The 21,173-nt window shown below is 61.8% G+C and carries 18 protein-coding genes; 4 read left to right on the top strand and 14 right to left on the bottom strand.

The window, feature by feature from the left end:
- Positions 1–7 precede the first annotated feature (7 nt).
- On the top strand, positions 8–952 hold the full coding sequence (locus ACOKS3_RS13555) for a LysR substrate-binding domain-containing protein (protein ID WP_103447187.1): 945 nt from the start codon (positions 8–10) through the stop codon (positions 950–952).
- Here ACOKS3_RS13555 and ACOKS3_RS13550 read toward each other — a convergent pair whose 3' ends face one another.
- The 12 genes from ACOKS3_RS13550 to ACOKS3_RS13495 all read right to left on the bottom strand — a co-directional run bounded on the left by ACOKS3_RS13550 (position 953) and on the right by ACOKS3_RS13495 (position 13,213).
- Positions 953–2,614, bottom strand: a complete 1,662-nt coding sequence (locus ACOKS3_RS13550; protein WP_422763192.1) for a phosphoethanolamine transferase — start codon at positions 2,612–2,614, stop codon at positions 953–955.
- Between the two features lie 35 nt (positions 2,615–2,649).
- Positions 2,650–4,074, bottom strand: a complete 1,425-nt coding sequence (locus tag ACOKS3_RS13545) for an undecaprenyl-phosphate glucose phosphotransferase (protein WP_103447185.1) — start codon at positions 4,072–4,074, stop codon at positions 2,650–2,652.
- Between the two features lie 196 nt (positions 4,075–4,270).
- A complete protein-coding gene (locus ACOKS3_RS13540) occupies positions 4,271–5,020 on the bottom strand; it encodes a WecB/TagA/CpsF family glycosyltransferase (RefSeq protein WP_422763191.1) in 750 nt (249 codons plus the stop codon).
- Positions 5,020–6,207, bottom strand: a complete 1,188-nt coding sequence (locus tag ACOKS3_RS13535; RefSeq protein WP_103447183.1) for a glycosyltransferase family 2 protein — start codon at positions 6,205–6,207, stop codon at positions 5,020–5,022. The genes ACOKS3_RS13540 and ACOKS3_RS13535 overlap by 1 nt, the downstream gene beginning before the upstream one ends.
- Entirely contained in the window at positions 6,201–7,406 is a 1,206-nt protein-coding gene (locus ACOKS3_RS13530) for a glycosyltransferase (RefSeq protein WP_103447182.1), read from the bottom strand. The genes ACOKS3_RS13535 and ACOKS3_RS13530 overlap by 7 nt, the downstream gene beginning before the upstream one ends.
- Before the next feature lie 22 nt (positions 7,407–7,428).
- Complete coding sequence (locus ACOKS3_RS13525; RefSeq protein ID WP_103447181.1) at positions 7,429–8,376, bottom strand: DUF535 family protein; 948 nt, start codon at positions 8,374–8,376, stop codon at positions 7,429–7,431.
- Between the two features lie 7 nt (positions 8,377–8,383).
- Entirely contained in the window at positions 8,384–9,361 is a 978-nt protein-coding gene (locus ACOKS3_RS13520) for a glycosyltransferase family 2 protein (protein ID WP_103447180.1), read from the bottom strand.
- Between the two features lie 27 nt (positions 9,362–9,388).
- Complete coding sequence (locus tag ACOKS3_RS13515; protein WP_103447179.1) at positions 9,389–9,913, bottom strand: serine O-acetyltransferase; 525 nt, start codon at positions 9,911–9,913, stop codon at positions 9,389–9,391.
- An 8-nt stretch (positions 9,914–9,921) separates the two neighbouring features.
- Positions 9,922–10,878 (bottom strand): glycosyltransferase family 2 protein, encoded by a 957-nt coding sequence (locus ACOKS3_RS13510; protein WP_103447178.1) that lies wholly within the window; start codon positions 10,876–10,878, stop codon positions 9,922–9,924.
- Positions 10,871–11,488: an acyltransferase gene (locus ACOKS3_RS13505; protein ID WP_103447177.1), complete on the bottom strand. Its 618-nt coding sequence runs from the start codon at positions 11,486–11,488 to the stop codon at positions 10,871–10,873. The genes ACOKS3_RS13510 and ACOKS3_RS13505 overlap by 8 nt, the downstream gene beginning before the upstream one ends.
- Positions 11,489–11,609: 121 nt before the next feature.
- The gene (locus ACOKS3_RS13500; protein WP_103447176.1) at positions 11,610–13,076 is read right to left on the bottom strand and encodes an FAD-dependent oxidoreductase; all 1,467 of its coding nucleotides are present in this window, start codon (positions 13,074–13,076) and stop codon (positions 11,610–11,612) included.
- Entirely contained in the window at positions 13,073–13,213 is a 141-nt protein-coding gene (locus tag ACOKS3_RS13495; RefSeq protein WP_258035854.1) for a hypothetical protein, read from the bottom strand. The genes ACOKS3_RS13500 and ACOKS3_RS13495 overlap by 4 nt, the downstream gene beginning before the upstream one ends.
- 359 nt (positions 13,214–13,572) lie before the next feature.
- Between ACOKS3_RS13495 and ACOKS3_RS13490 the strand changes: the two genes are divergently transcribed.
- The 3 genes from ACOKS3_RS13490 to galE all read left to right on the top strand — a co-directional run bounded on the left by ACOKS3_RS13490 (position 13,573) and on the right by galE (position 18,745).
- Positions 13,573–15,099: an O-antigen ligase family protein gene (locus tag ACOKS3_RS13490; protein ID WP_103447174.1), complete on the top strand. Its 1,527-nt coding sequence runs from the start codon at positions 13,573–13,575 to the stop codon at positions 15,097–15,099.
- Positions 15,100–15,103: 4 nt separating this feature from the next.
- Complete coding sequence (locus ACOKS3_RS13485) at positions 15,104–17,707, top strand: cellulase family glycosylhydrolase (RefSeq protein ID WP_103447173.1); 2,604 nt, start codon at positions 15,104–15,106, stop codon at positions 17,705–17,707.
- A gap of 75 nt (positions 17,708–17,782) precedes the next feature.
- A complete protein-coding gene (gene galE / locus ACOKS3_RS13480) occupies positions 17,783–18,745 on the top strand; it encodes a UDP-glucose 4-epimerase GalE (protein WP_422763190.1) in 963 nt (320 codons plus the stop codon).
- A gap of 44 nt (positions 18,746–18,789) precedes the next feature.
- Here galE and ACOKS3_RS13475 read toward each other — a convergent pair whose 3' ends face one another.
- Both ACOKS3_RS13475 and ACOKS3_RS13470 read right to left on the bottom strand, forming a co-directional pair.
- Entirely contained in the window at positions 18,790–19,596 is an 807-nt protein-coding gene (locus ACOKS3_RS13475; RefSeq protein ID WP_103447171.1) for a CpsD/CapB family tyrosine-protein kinase, read from the bottom strand.
- An 11-nt stretch (positions 19,597–19,607) separates the two neighbouring features.
- Complete coding sequence (locus tag ACOKS3_RS13470) at positions 19,608–21,173, bottom strand: GumC family protein (RefSeq protein WP_103447170.1); 1,566 nt, start codon at positions 21,171–21,173, stop codon at positions 19,608–19,610.

The raw sequence follows: 21,173 nt of genomic DNA, 5'->3' as shown, positions 1-21,173 counted from the left end.
CTAAACAATGCGACGGCAACTCAATGGCCAGATGTTCGTCTGGCTGCATGTCTTCTCTTGTGCGGCGCGGCACCTGTCGTTCACCCGCTGCGCCGAAGAGCTGCACATCACCCCCGGTGCGGTCAGCCAGCAGATGCGCCAGCTCGAAGAACGCTTGGGCTACAAACTGTTCCTGCGCCGGGCGCGCGGTGTGGAGCTGAGCGCCGAGGGCCAGCGCCTGGCACAGACGGTCACCGAGGCCTATGGCAGCATCGAGGCCGAACTAGTGCGTCTGGATGCCGGGGAAATCCGCGGCACCTTGCGCCTGCGCTCGATCCCTTCGTTTCTGGCCAAGTGGCTCACCCCCCGGCTGCCGCGCTTCCAGCAGCGCTACCCGGACATCGAACTGCGCCTGGTCGCCGAAGACAGCGCCCAGGCCTTGCACCCCGGCGACTTCGACCTGGCCATCGACCTCAACGACGGCAGTTACCCCGGCATGCTGTCGACCCCGTTGCTGGACGAACAGATCTTCCCGGTCTGTTCACCCACGCTGCTGCGCGGCCGCCCACCGCTGCATGGCCCGGCAGACCTGATGCATTACCCGTTGCTGCACGACATCACCGCCTGGCGCGGCAGTTCGGAATACGCGGAATGGGAATTCTACCTGGAAGGTATCGGCGCCAGCGGGCTGGATGTGCGCCGCGGCCATACCTTCAACCGCAACCACCTGACCATCGAAGCGGCGATCGCCGGCATCGGCGTGGCCATTGCGCGGCGCACACTGCTCAATGACGAGCTTGAGCGCGGCGCACTGATCGTGCCGTTCGGCCACCCCATCGCCAACCACAAGCGCTACATGGTGCACTACCCGCCAGGCGGGTTGAATCAGCCAGGCGCCCGTGCGGTGCATGACTGGCTGGTGGAAGAAGCCCAAGGTTTCCGTACTTTGCACTCACTGGTGCTACCCGCCTGATCACTCGGCGGCGATGTGCTTGATGTCGAAGTTGAACGACGGCACATAGCCGGTGCCGAGCAGATGCGGGCATTGCGAGGTCTTGAAGTCATCGCTGAGCAAGTCCTGCGTGCTGTCATAGCCCGGCATCGATATCCCGGTCATGTTCAGCAACGTATGCGGTAGCGAGGCGATGCTGACCTGCTGATCTTCCCTGGCCTTCAACTTCTGCAGTTTGCCCGACTGCGCCGGCGAGAGGTTGCCGCTGGACCAGACAAACGCCGACGTCGCCAGGTCATACTCGTTGCCTATGCCATGGCCCAACAGTTGCCGGCTGTCATCCAGCAGGTTCTCGCCGTGGTCCGACGAGTAGACCAGCAGCGCTTTCTTCTGGCTGACCGTCAGTTGCTGCATGATCGAGGACAGTAGCCAATCGGTATACAGCACCGAGTTGTCGTAATCGGCGGTGATCCGGTCTTTCTGGCTACCGCTGGCAGGCTTGAACTGGGCGAAGTCGCTTGGGAAACGCCGCGCGTATTCGAAGTGGCTGCCCTTGATATGAATGAATATCGCCTGCCGGTGCCCATTGGCCTTGCCCAGCACGCTCTGTAACACCGGTATCAGCGATCCGTCATAGCTGCGTTCCAGGTACTGGCGGTATTGAGCTTCAGCGGCAATCTGCGGAATGATCCCACCAAAGCTGTCGACCTCCTGTGAGGACAGCCAGTAGGTGTCGTAGCCGGCCGCGCGCAAGATCCCTACCAGCGATTTGTTCGACGCAATCAGGTCCCAGTCACGGATCGGTTCCAGGCTGAGCAGCGAAGGCACGGCGACCGAGGTGTAGGGCGCGGTCGTGCACATGCGGTTGAACTTGAACAGCCCAGGTTGCTGATCGAGGTGGGGGGTGGTCCTGTTCTGGTAGCCGTACAACGACCAGTTGTGCGGGCGCGAAGACTCGCCGATCACGAACACCAGGGCATCGATATCGGCCTGGTCGGAGATGCTGGTGATCTTCACCTCTGACGCCAGGCGCTGTTTGATGTACCCCTTGGACTCCACATACAAGGTCGCCGTCAGGCCGATCTGCGAAAGGTAACCGACGGGCGTGCTCTGGTCTTTCGCCACCAGGTCGAGCACTGCCCCTTTACTCAGCGAGTTGGCCTTTACGGTCTTGTAGAAGTAAGCCCCATAGCCCAGCAGCAAGCCGCCTAGCGCCAGCACAACAATTGCTTTGTTGCGGTACAGCCGACGGCCACGTAATCCGGCCAGCCCCACCCCGTAGCACAATACGAACACAGCCAGAATGCCGGCGATCGAGCGCCAGTAGGTGGCGAAGAAATCCGTCGCTTCCTTGTAATTGGTCAAGGCAATGAACAGGTAGGCCGCCGTCAGGCGCGAACCGAAGTTCAGCACGACGAACAGATCGATGCTCGCCAACAAGTAGAAGGGCAACAGCAGCAAATGCACCTTGAATTGATTGGCGGATGCGAAACGGATTGCCAGCAGCCACAAAAATGAAATGGCAAAGGTGTACAAGACCAGTAAGTCGATCTTCGCGCATTGGCAATCCGCCAACAGCCTGGCCAGCAGCGGCGAAAACAGAAACGCCCATAACACCAGCGAGGGCCACTCGGCTTTCAACAGCCTGGCGGCACCTGCCCCTCCCGCTGACAAGAGGCTCATGCCCCCTCCCCCTTACGCCAAGCCGGATTCCGGCGTCAGTAAGCCTGCTTGCCGGTGAAGGCATTGAGCGTTCGCACCAGGATCACGAAGTCGAGCCACAACGACCAGTTGTTGATGTACTCGATGTCCGAATTGACCCGCTGGATCATCTGCTCGATGTCCTTGGTTTCACCCCGATAGCCACGCACTTGCGCCAGGCCGGTCATGCCGGGCTTGATGTTGTGGCGGGCGAAGTAATCGACGATGTCCTGGGAGTACAGGGTGTCGTGCTGCAAGGCATGAGGACGCGGGCCGACCAGCGACATGTCGCCGGTCAGTACGTTGAACAGCTGCGGCAGCTCATCAAGGCTGGTGCGCCGAATGAATGCGCCAACCCGGGTCAGCCGCTTGTCATTACGCTGCGCCTGCTCGACCACGCCGTTTTCCGGCTGATGCACGTGCATGCTGCGGAATTTCCAGATGCGGAACGACTCCCCGGTCCAACCCGTGCGGTCCTGGCGGAAGAACACCGGCCCCGGGCTGTCGAACTTGATGATCAATGCGACCGCCAGCAACACCGGCGATGCGCACAGCAGGATGAGCGCGGCCAGCACGCGGTCCTCAAGGTTCTTCAGGAACAGGCTGGTCCCGGTCAGCGGCGTTTCCGACAGGGTCAGCACCGGAATCCCGGCAATTTCACGCACGCTGTGGTTGATCAGGCGCAACGAGAAGATGTCCGGCACCCAATTGACCGCGATGCACTTGTCGAGCAGCTTGAGGTACACATCCTGAATGACTGCGGAACCGCCAAGGGGCGTTACCAGGTACACCGTGCGAATGCCATGTTGGGCAATGATCTCGTCCAGATCGGCGATGCTGCCCAACACCGGCAGGCGCTGCTTTGCATCTTGTTGCGCCTCACGCTCCGAGTCCTCTTCCTGATCGACCCAGATGCAGCCCATCACCCGCTCACCGAACCACGGGTTGTTGCTGATCTTTTGATACAGGAAGTTGGCCAGGTCGCCATTGCCGATGATTAACGCGTTATCCAGCCGCGCGTGGGCGGTGAAGCGCTTCTGCAACTCGCGCATGGCCACGTGCAGGAACAACTGCACGATATAGCCGATGACAAACAGTTGCACCACCAGCAGGCGGGAATAGGTTTCGCTCTGCTTGGTCAGGAAGGCGATGACCACCAGGAAACAGAATGTCGCCGACCAGGCCTTGAACAGCCGGAAGGCCTTTACCGAAAGCCCCACATTGCTGCGATAGATGGCGTAGTGGTCATAAATGACCGCCAGCGCACCGATCAGCAGAAGCAGCATGATCACGTAGTCCGAGGTGATGTAGCCGAACTGGTCGTATATCAGATACCACGCCACACCGGTGACGGCAATCCCGTCAAGGCCCGCTTGAATGGCGTTGCTGACGCTGCTTCTACGCTGGAGCAATGACCGGCTGCTTCTGGGTTCGAACACCATCGTAAGGCCTCACTGATCTGTGTGTGGCAAATGCCTGACCATCACAACGAAGCGATGGAAACTCACCTCAGCTACCTGAAAAACCTTTGAAATTCTGCAGCACGGCGCCCCGTGTCGATTGATATCACTGTAGCAGCACCCGACGTTTGCTGCGGAGCCGTTCGACCACCCCGACAGGCAGCATTCAGCTTCATCGCTAGGCCCGATGCGCAGGCGCCCTGGCATAGAGCAGCGCACGCAACAGGAACAACGGATTACCAATCACATAGCGCGTAAACAGGCGCTTCGGCTCTTTGAGCAACCTGAAAACCCACTCACCGTTCAACCGCCGTACCCAGTGGGGGGCTCGCGTTACCTTGCCACCCAGAAAGTCGACAATGGCGCCGCCGCACACGATCAGGCAGGGGCCGTCGAGCGCCGCCAGCCGAGCGGCCACCTGCTCCTGTTTGGGCATTCCCATGCCCAGCACGATCAGCGCTGGCTGGTGAGCCTGGGCGAGGCCGAAGTAGGTGTCCACCTCGGCAAAGCCATCGTGCCGTGACACCACGTGCACGCCATACTGCGCTTCGCAGCGCTGAGCGGCCGCGGACAGGAACGGCTCGCACGTCCCCCAGAATGCCACGCGCCTGCCGTTGAAGGCCGCAAGCAGCTTGGGGATGAAGTCCGTGCCGTTCATGTTGAGCCCGGGGGCCAGCCCCAGGCGCCGCAGCAATATCGCCATGCCGGCACCGTCACGCAGCAGCACGTCCGCTGCCGCCAGTGCCTGACAGTAATCGGCCTTGCCCGCGACCAGGTTCATGGCATGGGCGTTGACGAAGCCCAGCACGGTTGCCCGCTGTGGTGAACTCAGCGACGCCAGCAGGCGTTGTTCGTCGGTTGCATCCTGAACCAGACGCAGCTTGCCCATGACCGACTTCCAGCGTTGCAGCCAGGCCCATGCTTCCATCAGCTGTCATCCCGCTTCGAACGCACCCAGTCCACCTGGCGCTTGAGTAGAAACCCCAGGTACAGGGGGATCTTTTTGGCCGCATAGAACGGCGTGTACATCAGTACCGCAAACGGGATCAGCTCCCGTGCAAAGCGCACCCACGCCAGCATGACAGCAGCGCCGAGCAGGCCCAACGCCAGCGTGGCAAGCAGCGCTGGCAACAGCACATCGAATACCCCGAACGCCAGCCAGGTGAGTGCAAAAAGCGCCATCAGCAGCATTGACAACAAGGCCAGCGGCGGCACCAGCAGGTCGGCGGCCATGCCCAACAGCGGCCAGTTGCGTTGCAACAGCGCGCGGCCCAGAAGCCTTGGCCCCTCGGCCAGCACCACCCCCAGGTGACCATGCTCCCAACGCTTGCGCTGGATGCTCAGGCCTTCCTGGCTGGTGGGGAAGTGGCTGTTGACGACAGCCTCCGGGCAAAACAGCGGCGGCTTGCCAAGCGCAGCACACTCCAGGCCCAGCTTCAGGTCTTCGACCAGGTGCCCGGTTGCCAGGTTGACGGCCGACACGTCTTGCCAGGCAAAGGCCATGCCCGCCCCCATCAACTGACAGGGCAAGCCCGCCCGGGCCCAACCACGCGGGCGGACCAGGTTCTTCACTCGCCAGGCAAAGGCGGCGACCTGCACCTTCAACCCGGCGCCGGCAGGCGCATGCATCAGATACAGCGCTTGCGCGGGCCGGGCGTTGTCGCCACAACAGTGCGCCAAGTGCTCGAGCGCACCCGCGCCTACCTGGCAGTCTGCGTCGATGATGATCAGTACCTCAGGGGGCGACTGACGCAGATGCTGCACCCCGAAGTCCAATGCATAGCCCTTGCCTCGAAGCTGTTGATCCTGGCGCTCGACCACGTGCGCGCCCGCTTCGCGGGCCAGGCTTGCGGTCTGGTCCGTGCAGTTGTCCGCGACCACCAGCAGCTGGTCGCCTTCACGCAATTGCGGCCTGATACTGGCAAGCGTGGACGCGATCAGCGATGCCTCGTTGTGCGCGGGCACCAGCACGGCAACCCGTGCACGAGGACCTTGCCGGGCGCCTCGCACAGGCGCAGGCAGGCAGGCCAGCACCACCTGGGTAAACAGCACCAGCGTCGGCAACAAGACCAGCAGCGCCGCCAGGCCCAACAACCCGCTCAACAGGGTCAGCATGTCGGCACCTTGAAATGGCCGACCAGCCTGGCGGCTTCAGTATCGATGTCGTGGCGCTTGAGCACGCGCTGGTAGGCAGCCTCGCCCATGCGCTGCAGAACCTCCACCGGTTGCTGCAGGCAGTCGAGCATGGCCTCGGTCAACGCCTCGGCGGAACCTGCCGGGAACAACCAGCCGTTATCACCCGGGTGGACCAGTTCGGGAATACCGGCCACGTAGGTGGTAAGCACTGGCCGGCGCAACGCCATGGCCTCCATGATCACCACCGGCAAGCCCTCGGCAAAACTGGGCAGCACCAGGGCACGCGCGGCGAGGAGTTCGTCCCGCACCTGTGCACTGCTGATCCAGCCGGTGATGCGCACTTGCGCCTGCAAGCCATGGCGGGCGATAAGCGCCTCAATCGGGCCACGCAATTCGCCATCGCCGGCCAAGACCAGTTCGAAGGCCACGCCCCGGCTCGCCAGGCTACGCGCCGCCTCGATCAGCAGCAGCTGGCCTTTCTGCTCGCACAGACGTCCCACGCAAACCAGCCGAGGCGCAGCGGGCGGTGCAAGCGCGGTGCCCTCGTGGAAACTGCGCTCCAGGCCACAATGCACGACCTTGACCTTGCCCCAATGCTCATGGGCCACCCAGCGGTACAACTGGCTACGACCGAAAGAGCTGACGGCAGCCACGAAAGCGGCCCGCCGCACCTTCTCACCCAGGTGCAGGATCTGCGCCTTGTCGAATTCTTCCGGCCCATGCACGGTGAAGCTGTAGGCCGGCCCGCCAAGGGCATTGGCCAGCATCACCACCTCGGTCGAGTTGGTGCCGAAGTGCGCGTGCACATGCTCCGCAGCGGAGGCCTGCAGCCATTGCACCACCCGGCACGCTTCGGCCAGGTAGATCAGGTGGTAGGGCCATGGGCGATCAGCGCGCCAGCCCAGGCGAAGCGCCAGGCGCAGGGCACCAAGAAACCGTTTGGGTTGTGCCCGCACGATTTCTGCCAACGGTTTCAGCAAGCCCCTCACCCCCTGCTGCAGCACATAGCGCGTCTTGCCGCGTTCTGCCAGGTCCTGGTCATCGTGCAGCTCGGCATCCCAGCCTCGCAAGGCAATACGTTGCACTTCGATGCCCTGGCGCTCCAGTGCCAGTATTTCACGGCGGATGAAACTGTGACTGACCTTGGGATACTGATTGATGAAATAAGCGATGCGCATAGTGCCCCGAATCTGTGTCCGTTTACTGAATGGCCAGGCTTGCCGTGCCATGCTGCACAGGGCTGCCGGCCAAGGCCGCCTGTATCTGGCCGAACGCGTCATCCAGCAACGCATGGCGCCTGCGGTACATGGCCCGTTTCTTCGCTGCGACTTCCTCTACCGCGCGCTGCGCAGGTGCCAAGGGGATGGTGAAAAAGTCCTCGCGGTCCGAAGGACCGGCGCCGTTTTCCTGCCAGATCACATCGTAGTTGGCCGCCAGATCCTGATGCTTGTCGGTGCCAAAATAGGGATGGCGATGGTGGCGGTAATCGTCCCCCACCGCATAGATACACACGGCCCCCAGCGTTCTTGCTACGCACTTGATCGCTTCGATCAACAGGCTTCTGGGGCGCAAGCCTTCGAAGTCCTTGGTCAGGTCGCGGTAGATCGTCAGCGAGGTCTCGCTGTCCACGCCCTTGTGGATGCCCTGCACTGCGCCGATATACAGGCACAAGCCCTGCGCTTCACGGCATAGGGTAAAGGCGAGCGAGGCCACGCGCAGTTCGCGCTGGAACAGGTTGATCACCAGCTCACCTTCGCGCTTGAACCAGATCGGCCGGTCGAGCACCAGGCTGCAGCCGCTGGAGTACGCCGACAGGTCGCACAGCTGCCGGTGCTCGTCACGCCGCAACAGCAGCAACGGGGCACAGTGTGCAGCGACCACTTCATAGTGCGACGCCACCGCTTCCAGACGCTGCGGGGCGCTCCAGCATTTGCTGATGTAAGGCCACTGAACGACGCCAATGCAATCGACGCCCAGCCGCTCGAAGCGGTCCTGGCCCAGTGCCCGTGACATGCGCTGGGCAAAGGCCTGCAAGCCGGACCACTCCCGGGCCATGGATACCGTCAACTTGTACTTGTTGTTGAGCGCGCGCAGCGAATAACCGGGCTGTAAGGTGAGCACACTCTTGGCCAGCGATCTGAACGTCATCGTCATGTCATTTGTACTCGATCAGCAGCGCCTTGCCGGCCGCATACCTGTTCAGCAGGAACTTCGCCTGGCCGAGCATTTCCGGGAACTTGCCCAGCACCAGAAACACCGCCTGCCACCAGTTTTCCCGCGCCGAACGCTCCCCCCGGCGGGCCAGGCGCACGATCTGCAGCGGATAGATCAGCAACAACAACAGCCCCCAACCGCCCGTCAACAGGCTCATGGCGAGTATCGCCAGCGGCAGGTTCAGGCCCCATAACCAGGCGCGCCGTGACTCACGCAACCAATGGCGCTCCGGCGTCTGGCCATGCAGGTAAGCACCTTCGGCGTAGGCATAGCCGGCACGTAGACTGCGCCGCCACCATTGCCCGAAACGGGTCATGGCGGCATCGTGGAGGGTCATTTCATCGGGCAGGCGCCAGATCTTCCAGCCTCCTGCACGCAAGCGCACGCACAGCTCCGGCTCTTCGCCGGCAATTAGTTCCGGGCGAAAACCGGACACCGCCATGAAGGCGTCGACACGCATCAGCGCATCGCCCCCGCAGGCTTTGGCCTCCCCCACTGGCGTGTCCCATTCCAGGTCGCACAGCAGGTTGTACACCGAGCGTTGCGGGAAGCGTTCACGGCGACGCCCGCACACCACTGCCACGTCCGGGTGCTGGTCGAGAAACGCCTGGGCCTTGCCCAGCCAGTTGGCATCCACTTCACAATCGCCATCGACAAACTGCACATGACGGATACAGGGCACGATGCCTTGCAGGCAGGCAAAGCCTTCGTTGCGCGCTCGTGCAGCGGTAAAGGGCTGGGTCATGTCCAGCGCCACCACTTCGACGCCCAGCCGATGCGCCAGCTGTACCGAGCCGTCGGAGGAGCCGGAGTCCACGTACACCAGTTGGTCCGCACGCCCCATCAGCGACAATAGGCAGCGCTCCAGGCGCTGGCCCTCATTGCGGCCGATCACCACCACTCCAATGCCTGTCGCCATGAGCTCACTCGTCCGCTTTGGGCTAGGTCACGTGTACTGCATCGCATCGCTGTGCTTGCGCGCCTTGATGGTCGCGGGCACTCCCACTGCCAGGCAGTTGTCCGGCACATCGATCAGCACTACCGCGTTAGAGCCTATCGTCACGTTGTTACCGATGCGTATATTGCCCAGTACCTTGGCGCCGGCGCCGATATCCACGTTGTTGCCGAACACCGGGGCGATGGGTTCGTCGACATTCTTCAGGCCCACCACCACGCCGTTACGGATCCGGCAGTCATCGCCAAAACGCGCATAGCCGCTGATGACGATGCCGCCGAAGTGGTCGATGACGAAGTTGCGGCCGATCACCACCTCGCAGGGCAGTTCGACCCCGGTGATGATCTGCACGAACTTGAACAGCACCTTGTAGACGAAGGAGCACACTTTGCGCAGCAAGGCCGGGCGTACGCCATAACGCCAGCGGCCAAAGCGGTAGACCAGCAGCACCCAGAACCCCTGGGCGCCCCAATCACCCCCATGCGCGCGCAAGTCTGCACGGATGTTATCGAACATGTTTTCACCTACCGTGTGGGTTGGCTGGCAAACTGGGTCTTGAACAACAGTGACCAGGTGGCGCGGGCGTGCCGCCAGCACGCCTTGATCGCAGCCAGGCCGCGGCCCTTGAGCAATGCCTTGAGCGCCAGCACCAAGTCGCCCAGGCTCACCAGCAGCATGTGCAGGGCCAGCCCCGCCGCGCCGTGATGCTTGCGGAAATACAACAGTTCGCTCTCGATCTGATAACCGGATATCTGCCGGCTCGCCGCTTCCAGTTCGGCCACCGATTTGGAGCTTTCGCCACCGATGTGCACCACGGTGGTGTCGGGGAAGTACACCACTTTCCAGCCGGCGGCCTTTACCCGCTTGCAGTGGTCCACCTCCTCGTAATAAAGGAAGTAGCGCGGGTCGAACAGGCCCACCTGGTCGAGCACTTCACGGCGCACCAGGTAGAAGCAACCGGGCAGCCAGTCGCACTCACGCACCGAGGCGTGGTCCCAGTCCATTTCATCGACCATCTTCAGCCCCGGGAAGAAACGCCCAAGCCCGGTGCGCCCGACGAATACGTTCAAAGGGGTCGGGAAATAGCGGCAACTCGGCTGCAGGTCGCCATCTCGGCCCACCAGGCGCACACCGAGAATGCCGCACTCCGGGTGAGCTTCCATGTAGTCGATGGTTTTCTGCAGGCTGTCGGCAGCCACGAAGGCGTCGGTGTTGAGCAGCAGCGCGTACTTGCCTTGCAGGTGCGCCAGCAGCTGATTGTTGGCGCGGCCAAAACCGACGTTGAGCTTGTTGCTCAGCAGCAGCGCTTCAGGGCAGACCTTGGCCAGGCGCTCCACGGAGTCGTCAACCGAGGCATTGTCCACCACCAGGTAGCTGGCCAACGCCTCACCACCTGCGGCGCGCAGTGCATCGAACATCGGCTGCAGCAACGCCGCGGTGTTGAAGTTGACCACCATCACATCGACAGGCTTCTTATCCATTGCTGCCGTCCCCGAAGAAGAAGCGACGCCGGTGCATCGCCAAGGTTGACTCCAGTGCCGGGTCAAAGGAACCTTTGCGTTGCTTGATCAGGTCTATCCAGGGGTAGGCATTGCAACGCTCTTCGACCCGCTTGATCAGGTCTTCAGTGGTGCAGATGAACTTGGCCGGGTTACCGCCGACCACCGTCCCTGGGGCCACGTCCTTGGTCACCACGGCACCGGCAGCCACCACCGAATCAGGCCCGATGGTCACCCGCGGCATGACGATCGCGCCATGGCCGACGAAACTGTTGTCCCTGACATCGATGACACCGACCGAGTCCAACTTCTTGCCATAGCAGAGTTCGATCAGCGCGACTACGCCGTCGTGGCCAAGCAGCGTGCAATCGGACAAGCCGACATTGTTGCCGATGCGCACCAGCGCCGGGTCGGTGACGTTGCAGCCGACATTCATGTGAAAATTCTTGCCCACGGAATAGAACTTGCCCCATCGGTACTGGAATTCGCCCCACTGCCTCGGTGTCGGTTTGCAAAGTTTCAGGTAGGCCGTGACGCCTTTCCCGGTCGAGTTGGCATAATTCGCCACTGCATTGCGTATCCATCCAAACATATGGCAAGCCTCGCAAATCAAGCGATCCTGGACTGTCCCTGAGGCACGCAAGGTCTCGTTCTTGTAGGTGCTGACCCTGTTGCACTCAACCCTTTCACACCACTACTTCAGTTCTGCCGGTTCAGGCCGCCGCTCCCTTTATGGTGCTCATCTTCTCGTTGAGGTGGTCGGCCAGCCTCAAGGCGAACTGCAGCAGTGGCATGGTCGGGTTCGAGGCCCCGCCGGTAGCAAAGACACTGCTGCCGGCGACATAGAGGTTTTCGGTGCCGAACACCTTGCAGTTGGTATCTACCACCCCGTCCTTCGCGGCGGCCGCCATCCGCGTGGTGCCCATGTGATGCGCATGCGGCGACAACACCAGCGGCAGGCTGGTGTCGTAGACGTAATCGCTGAGTTTGATGAAACCCAGGCCCATTTCGGCGAACTGCTTGGCCAGTTCGTTGCCGATGCACTTGATGGTGTGCCGGTCATCGGCGCTCAATACCCAGTTGACATTGACCTTGGCCACACCCAGTTCGTCCTTTTCATCCAGCAGCGAGATACGGCTCTGAACGTTGGGGAACTGCTCGATCAGCGTGGTGATCACGCCATCGCCCGGGCAGCTGAACTTGGCCACGAACTCGATCTTGCTGGCAACGCCCATTTCGCAGGCCAGGTTTTCCAGAAAGTGCTTCACTTCCGCCGTACGGCCATAGGTCCTCACATCTTCGAGTACCGACGCCAGTACATTGCCCTTGCCGGCGCGGTATTCGGCGACGAAGGCATCGGTGGTGAAGTATTGACGCGGCTCGGTATCCTCCCCGCTGCGCAGGATGAACTTGCCCATATCGATATTCAGGTGCTCCATGAAGCACCGGCCGACCAGGCCGTCCTTGCGCACGATGCCCGCGGCCGCCAACGACTGGCTGTTGAGCAGCTGCCTGGCGTTTTCAATGGCGCCCATGGCCAGGACGTAGTTGCGCGCGGTGACCGGCTGACGCTTGCCGTCGTAATCGGACACCTCAATAGCTTTCAAGTGGCCGTTGGCCTGATCGAACAGGAGGTCGACGCAGTTGCAGTTGATGAACACATCCAGCCCCGGCGTGTCGTCAAGCGCCGCGGCGTATTTCTGCGCAAAACGTGTTGGCGGGCTGAGCAGGAAACGGTCGGCATCGAAATCGCCACCTTTCAGGCCCGGGTTCACTGCGCGAAACTCCGCGCCCTCGGGTAGATCGACGATCTCCATGGCGCCCGGCAGATAGCGCTGGATTTCAGCGTAGGGGATCGGCCAACCGGGCATGTCGACGGGCGGTGGCACGGCAAAATCAGATTCGGTGAACGGCCGGCAACGCCCCATCCAGTGATTGGAGGTGCCGCCCAGGTAACGCAGGCGTGCTTCCCCGGGATACAGCTCGAGGCCGGTGGAGGTGCATTTGTACAGGGCCTGCGAGCGCGGCGTGTACTCGCGCGCGCCACCTTCGAGCAACGCCACGCTCCATCCCGCAGCCGCCAGGCGCAAGGCCAGCGTGATCCCCGCAGGGCCTGCACCGATGATGCAGAAGTCGTAAGCGTTACGCAGGGTCTTGTCGGTGTCGTAGTCCTTGATCATGAGCGTCCGTCCTGGAAGTACCCCACCGGCAACACCCAGCCATTGATGATGACGAAGCCGCCCTTCGGCTCTGGTTTGCGCGCCGCATTGGCGTTGGCATTGACGCAGACACCGAACACCGCTGCCCCGGCACTCAACAAGACACAATTACGTAGAAAGCCTCTCCGCCCCAGCAACGGAGTACAAAACTGCAGCTTCCCCATGATCACAGCCCCATACCGTTGATTTTCTTATGCCCCGCTCACTACCGCGGGCCTTGTCGGGCGACCATCAGGGTCAATCGAAAAAGCGCGTCGACAGCGAGGCACTGAGTGCCGCTATCGCAATCATAGGCATAACCTGCGACACGCGCCTGTGCTGGATTTTTCGCATCGCCACAACTTCAATCGACTGCATGACTTCAATCTCTGACCGAATGGCTATAACTCACTATAGTTTCATTTAGCCACGATGCTAGCCTCCATCCAGTCCACCGAGGGATAGGTGCCTACAACCCATGCCTGAACATTTAAGAGCCCTGGTCGTCATTATGCTTGTGGCCAGTGTGGTTTTCTTCATGGCCCGGCGTCCGGCAACGGACCTGATCCCCCTGGCGGACTTCAAGCGACGCCGCAACCTGTGGTTTGTGCTGACCCTGGCGGCTTTTTTCGCCCACAGCTTCTGGCTGTATGCCGGCGCCGCCACGGTGATCTTGCTGGTTGCCCAGCGCCGCGAGCACAACCCGCTGGCGCTGTTTTTCCTGTTGCTGTTCCTGATCCCGCCTGCGATGACCGAAATACCCGGTTTTGGCGTGATCAACTACCTGTTCGACATCAACCACCAACGGGTCCTGACCCTGTGCGTACTGCTGCCGGCGGCGCTGGTGCTGCGCAAGCACAGCGACAGCATTCGCTTCGGCCGCCTGCTGCCCGACAAGCTGCTGCTGGCCAGCCTGGTGCTGACCAGCGCACTGGCGCTGCGCGAAACCACTGTCACCGACACACTGCGCCAGGTGCTTAGCCTGTACATCGATGTGTTCCTGCCCTATTACGTGGCCAGCCGTGGCTTGCGCGAACTCAGTGACTTCAAGGACGCCATGCTCGCGTTCGTCCTGGTGGGCTTTCTCCTGGCGCTGCTCGGGGTTGCCGAGTACGTACGTAACTGGCTGCTGTACAACGCCCTGCTCGATGCCTTGGGCCTGCAATGGGACATGAAAGCCTACCTGAGCCGTGGTGGCTCGTTGCGTGCCAGTGTCACCACCGGGCAGGCGATCGTGCTCGGCTACGTGATGGCCGTGGCCATCGGCTTGTTCCTGTTTGTGCAGCACTTCGTGCAACGGCCTGCGCACCGCTACCTGGGTGCCCTGCTGCTGGCCGCCGGGCTGTTTGCCCCGCTCTCGCGCGGTCCGTGGATCGGCGCCGGGGTGATCGTGGTGGTGTTCATCGCGCTGGGCAGGCGCGCCGTATCGCGCCTGGCGTTGCTGGCCCTGGCCGGGGTGCTGAGCATACCGCTGCTGAGCGTCATGCCCGGTGGCGACAAGATACTCGACCTGCTGCCCTTCATCGGCAAGGTGGACACAGAGAACATCACCTACCGCCAACGCCTGCTCGACAATTCGTGGATCGTCATCCAGCGCAACCCGCTGTTCGGCTCCTTCGACTACCGCAGCACCCCGGAAATGCAATCGATGATCCAGGGCGAAGGCATCATCGACATCGTCAACACCTACGTCGGCCTGGCCTTGCGCATCGGCCTGGTGGGGCTGGGGCTGTTCCTTGGCTTTTTCGCCTGCATCCTGCTGGGTATCCACCGGGCGATGCGCGCGATCAGCGACAACGCTGACCCCTATCGCCTGCTGGGGCGGGTGTTGCTGGCAACCTTGCTGGGGATACTGGTCACCATTTTCACCGTCAGCAGCATCACGGTAATCCCTATCGTGTACTGGTCGATTGCCGGGCTCAGCGTCGCCTACATCCAGATGATGCGCCGACAGGCCGCTGAAGAAACCAGCCAGGTGACCACCATCAGCCTTCAACCGAGGTAGTTCGATGCCCAGCCTTGCCCTGCGTACATGGACTCGCACATCGCTACTGGTCGGCCTGCTGGCATTGCCACTGGGCGCCTGGGCATCCGAGTGGGTCGTGCGTGTCGACGAACAGAACGGCCTGCCCACACTGACCCGCGGCGGTGGGCCGGCCTTCGTGCCCAGCTTCGACTTCTGGGGCGCGGACTGGGGCTGGACCGGGTTCTATCCTGCGCTCAAGGTCGTTGGGCCCTACCGTTACACACTGACCGGCAGCAACAAAGAGCTGGACTTCGACCTGAAGGCCGACATCCAGAAATCCCAGGCACAGACCCTCACCTGGGACTTCGATCTGCAGGCGCACAGCAGGCAGAGCAACGTGATGGGGGGCGGTATCGTCTGGCGCTTCGATCCGACTTTGATTGCCGGGGAAATGGGCGACCCGGTGCTGTTGCCAGATAACCGCGGCTGGTCATGGGGCAAGAACCCCCAAGGGCCCCACGTCGAAATGCGCTTCGACCCACCGTTGGCCAAGGTCTATTTCGAACGCGGCAACACCGACCAGGTGCGCACCTTCTTCTACACCGACCCGATCAAGCCTGGGCAACAGCAGATCAAGGCACAGCTGAGCGTGACCGGGGATATCACCATCGGCCAGACCGCCACTGAACGCTTTGGCATGACCGACCCCACGACGTGGCCGGATGACCAGCTCGACTGGCGCACTTCACCGGTTGACCTGTCCTTCCTCAATGCGCCGGAAAAACCGGCCGGCAAACGCGGCTTCGTCAAGTCCGATGGCGAGCAGCTGGTGTTTGCCGACGGCACCCCAGTACGCTTCTGGGGTACCAACCTGTCGGCCTATGCGCTGTTCCGTACTCCCGACGAGGAAATCAAACTACAGGCCAAGCGCCTGTCGGCCCTGGGCTTCAATCTTGTTCGCCTGCACCACCACGACTCCCCGTGGGTGACACCTAACATCTTTGGCGACCTGCAGCAGATCAAGGACACCCAGCAGCTCAGCGCCGAGTCGCTGAAGAAGATCGACCTGTGGATCAAGAGCCTCAAGGACGAAGGTATCTACGTTTGGCTCGACCTGCATGTGTCGCGGCCAGTCACGGCGGCTGACAACATCTATGGCTTCGACGAGCTGCCCAAGGACCATGCTGTCGCCGGCCTCAAGGGCTACCTGTTCGTCAACGACACCATGCAACAGGCCTTGAAGCGCTTTGCCGAGCAGTACCTGACCCACGTCAACAGCTACACCGGGCTCGCCTACAAGGACGACCCGGTGATTGCCGCCGTGCTGATCACCAACGAGAACGATGTCACCCATCACTTCGGCAACGCACTGCTGCCCGACAAGAATGTCCCCAAGCACAGCCGCCTCTACATGGAGCAGGCCAAGGCCTTCGCCCAGCGCCACGACCTGCCGGCGGACAAGACCTGGCGCGCCTGGGAACACGGCCCGTCGAAGCTGTTCCTCAACGACCTGGAGCAGCGTTTCTATGCCGACATGATCGGCTACCTGCGCAGCACGCTAGGGGTCAAGGTGCCGATCGCCACCACCAGCACCTGGGGCCTCAATGGCCTGTCCTCGCTACCCGCATTGACGGCTGGTGATGTGGTCGACGCCCACAGCTACGGCGGCCTCGGCCAGCTGGAGAAGAATCCGCTGAGCAGCGACGGCATGATCAACTGGTTGGGCGCGGCCCAGGTGCTGGGCAAGCCGATGACCGTCACCGAGTGGAACGCCGAACCCTTCCCCCTGCCTGACCGCCACACCTTGCCACTTTACGTGGCCGGCACCGGCAGCCACCAGGGCTGGGACGCGATCATGCAATACGCCTACAGCCAGCAGGCGTTCTTCGAACCATGGCGCCGGGCCGACAACTGGAACGCCTACAACGACCCAGGGCTGATCGCCACCCTACCTGCGGCCGCCCTGCTCTATCGGCGCCAGGACGTGCACCAGGCAAAGACCCGCTATGTTTTCGCACCCACCGCGGCGACCCTGTTCAATCAGGACATCTCACCGGCCAACTCGGTGATGTTGCGCACCGCCATGGAGAAAGGTCGCCTGCAGATCGCCATGCCGCAAACTCCAGAGTTGCCATGGTTACAGGCCAGTGCAATTCCCGCAGATGCACAGGTGCTGAAAGACCCTGGGCAGTCACTGATCGATGCCAATGCCAGCGAAGCCGTAAGCGACAGCGGCGAACTGCGCCACAACTGGCAACAGGGCCTCTACACCATCGATACGCCCATGACGCAGGCCGCGACGGGCTGGCTGGGTGGCCAGTCGCTGAGCGTGGGCGACATCCAGGTCCAGCTGAAAACCGGCTATGCCAGTGTCGTGGTGCAGAGCCTCGACAGCAAGCCACTCGCCCAGTCGCGCAGCTTGCTCATTTCGCTGGGCAGCCGCGCCATCCCCAGGCCCGAGGACGTCACGCCCTTCCACGTCGAACCACTCGAAGGCAGCCTGAGCATCAAGGCACCGGCGGGCCTGAAACTCTTCAGCCGCAACAGCGACGGCAAGGAAAATGCCCTGCCTGCGAGCTACAAGGATGGGCGCTACCTGATCACGTTCGATGGCCAGCACATGGCCAACTGGCTGTTCTTGAAATAGGGCATATCGCCATCTACAGTCATTGAAGCCCTGTATTCCAGGCATTCGACGCTGCGTCTGTTCCAGGAGGATTGGATGAAGTACTTGGTTGTCGGTGGTGCAGGTTATATCGGCTCACACATGGTCAAGCACCTGCTGCGTGCCGGCCATGAGGTGGTGGTTGCGGACCTCCAGGCGCCGGCGCCCGGCATCGAGTGGGACTGCCTGGACATCGCCGACGGCCACGCGCTGGACGCCCTGTTCAGCGACTATCACTTCGATGCCGTGTTCCATTTCGCCTCGTTCATCCAGGTCGGCGAGTCGGTGGCAGACCCCGACAAGTACTACCAGAACAACGTCTGCGCAACCCTGAGCCTGTTGGAGGCAATGGTACGGGCAGGCATCAAGCGGCTGATCTTCTCCTCAAGTGCCGCCGTGTATGGCGACCCTCAGTATGTACCCATCGACGAGCAACACCCCAAGGTGCCGATCAACCCCTACGGGCGCACCAAATGGATGGTGGAACAGATGCTCGAAGATTTCGACCGGGCCTATGGCCTGCGTTCAGTGAGCTTGCGTTACTTCAACGCGGCTGGTGCTGACCCGGACGGTGAGCTGGGCGAGTGCCATGAGCCGGAAACCCACCTGATTCCATTGATCCTGCAGGCGGCCTCCCGGCGTCGCGAGGCCGTGACCGTGTTCGGCCATGACTACGACACTCCGGATGGTACTTGCATCCGAGACTATGTCCACGTTGCCGACCTGGCGTCGGCACACGCGCTGGCCGTGGACTACCTGCTGGCCAACGGCGAGACCACGGCGTTCAACCTGGGTAACGGGCTGGGGTTTTCGGTGCAGGAAGTGATCGATACTGCGCGCGCGGTGACCGGGCGGCAGATCAATGTCATCGAAGCGCCACGCCGCGCTGGCGACCCGCCCCGGCTGGTGGCAGATGCGGCAAAGGCCAGGTCGGTGCTGGGCTGGCACCCCGCGCACACTTTACTGGATGAGATCGTGAACCATGCGTGGGCGTGGGAGTTGAAGTATCCCTGGAAGTGACAGCCAGCCCCTTGCGCGACGGCTCGACGCGAAGGGGCCACCCCTCAGTAGTACGTCCGCAGTTGCTCATCCGCCTTGTTCAACACTGCCCCCACCAGGTTCGATGAAGCCAGGTGATACAGGCAATCCTCGATGTCCTTCTTGCTGTTCATGCCGTTGGCCACCACCAGCAACACGCAGTCGAACTTCGGCAGCACGGTGATCGCGTCATCCGAACTCAGCAAGGGCGGCAAGTCGAAGATGCAGATGCGCGAGTCATAGCGGTCGCGCAGGTCGGTGATCAGGTTGTTGACCTTGGCTGACGACAGCACTTCGGTAGACATCGGTACCGGCTCTCGCGTCGGCAACACGACAAAGCGTGGCAGCGTCGGGTTGACCAGCGCCTCTTCGAGCCAGGCCTTGCCATCGAGCACGTCGTTGAGCGCCTTATCCATCGGCAAGCCGAGACTGCTGCCAACCCGTGGGCGGCGCAGGTCGAAGTCCACCAACAGGGCCGTCTTGTTGGTGTGGTGGGCGATGCTCATGGCCAGGTTGACGGCCAGCACTGTCTTGCCCGCCTCGGGGGTTGGCGAGGTAATCGCCAGCGTGCGCCAGCCATTGTCTTCCATGGCCTGCAGCACCTGGGTACGCAGCAGGTCGATCGCCCCGCTCAGGTTCGAGTTCTTGTTGAAGGAAACGATCCGGTTACGCTCCAGGTGTTCCGCATTCAGCGGCACTACCTTTGTCTGCACGTAATCGAATTGCCCAAGCTCCCCGGGCTTCTCCATGACCGAAGGCACCTGCGGCGTCTCGGGCGTGACCGGTGATACCTGGTGAATGTTCTTACCAATAGCCGGCGTACTTCTGTCCATCGCTGCGCTCCCTATTCAAACCGAGCCATAGCTTTGAAAAGCAGGAGGTCCAAAGGCATGTAAAAAATATGGACGCCCACCAACAGGATAGCAACCAGCAGCAATCCGGCACCGATCATCATCGACATCAGCCGCTTGCGCCTGGCTTTCTCTGCCTTGGTCGAGATATACGGCACCGCCACCAACACGCGCCGGCCCAGTACGCTCTCCAGGGCACCGACTCCGCGCACACGTTGATTGAGCATTTCCAGCAGCATCACCAGGCCACCGCCAGCCGCCGGTGCCAGCACCAGGCCAAGGGCGACGATTTTCTTGCGGTTGGGTTTGACCGGTTTTTCCGGCATCAGCGGTGGCTCCAGCAGCACGAAACGCTCGGCCTTGTTTTCCTGTTCGAGGCTTTCGGTAATCTTCGCGCCCATCTGCTTGTTGCGGATTTCTTCGTATTTCTTGCGTGCGTTGTCATGGTCACGCAGCAGCGTCACCAGGCCGCGCTCGACTTGCGGCGCCTCGAGGATATCGGCCTCGTAGCCTTCCATCTTGGTGGTCAGCTGGCGCTTCTGATCGGCCAGCGAGGCAATGCGCGACTGCGCAGCAGCCATCTTGGTGCGTACGCGCGCGGCGTCGAGGTTGCCGCCAGCCACTGCGGCAATGCCCTGGTTACCCGATGCCTTGAGCGCATCGATCTTGCGTTTGATCGCCACCACGTCCGGATGCGCTTCGGTGTATTTGGTCAGCAGTCGGGCGTATTCGGCCTTCAACCCAGGCAGATCCTGAGGGTCTGGGGCAACGGCCCTGCCATTGGCCGCCTGGGTAGGCACGCCGGAGTTGGCCGCCGCAAGTTCCAGTTCCAGATAGCGCAGTTCTTCCTGCGCAGCCTTGTAGTCACGGTCCACCTCACGGAACTCCAGTTCCGAGCGCGACAACATGCTCATGCGCAACTGCTGGTTTTCAGGCAAGGCATTGGAATGCGCCTGCTTGAAGTCCGCCAGCTTGTTTTCCAGGTCGGCCAGCTCGGCGCCAAGCTTGTCAGCTTCCTGGGAGAGGAACTCGGTGGTTTCGGTGGCGCGTTCGGTACGCTGCTTCATGTTCTCGTTGAGGAACAGCGACACCAGTTCGTCAGCCACTTCCTTGGCCACGTCCGCACGTTTGTCCTCATAGGATACGGTGAAGGCCACGGTGGCCTCACCGCGCCCCTTGACGTACGTGCTGAGCGTGGCGACCACGATCGCACTGCGCATCTGCTCGATCTTGTCGGTCTCGCTGAAGCGGCTACCGCGGTCGGCGAACAGGTTGTACTTCTCGATGATCCGCGCCAGGTTCTCGCGGGTCATCACCCGCTGGCGGATGACCTCGATACGCTCATCGGCAAAGGTGTTGTTGCCGGCCGAGACCAGGTCTGGGGAGATCTGCTGCGACTCCACCAGAATGGTCCCGGTCGATTGATAGATTGGCGGTACACTGATCGCCACCCCGATGGTAGCGGCCACCACGACCACTATGACGATCGCCAGCAGCAAGGCACGGTCCTTGATGATGGCGACGTAATCTTTGATAGAAAGCTCGTACTCAGATTTCAT

Source organism: Pseudomonas sp. HS6-2, assembly GCF_049325675.2.
In the GTDB taxonomy this organism is placed as follows: Bacteria; Pseudomonadota; Gammaproteobacteria; order Pseudomonadales; family Pseudomonadaceae; genus Aquipseudomonas; species Aquipseudomonas putida_N.
The sequence above is the reverse complement of the archived record's forward strand: the minus strand, read 5'-3'. Positions and strand labels throughout refer to the sequence as shown.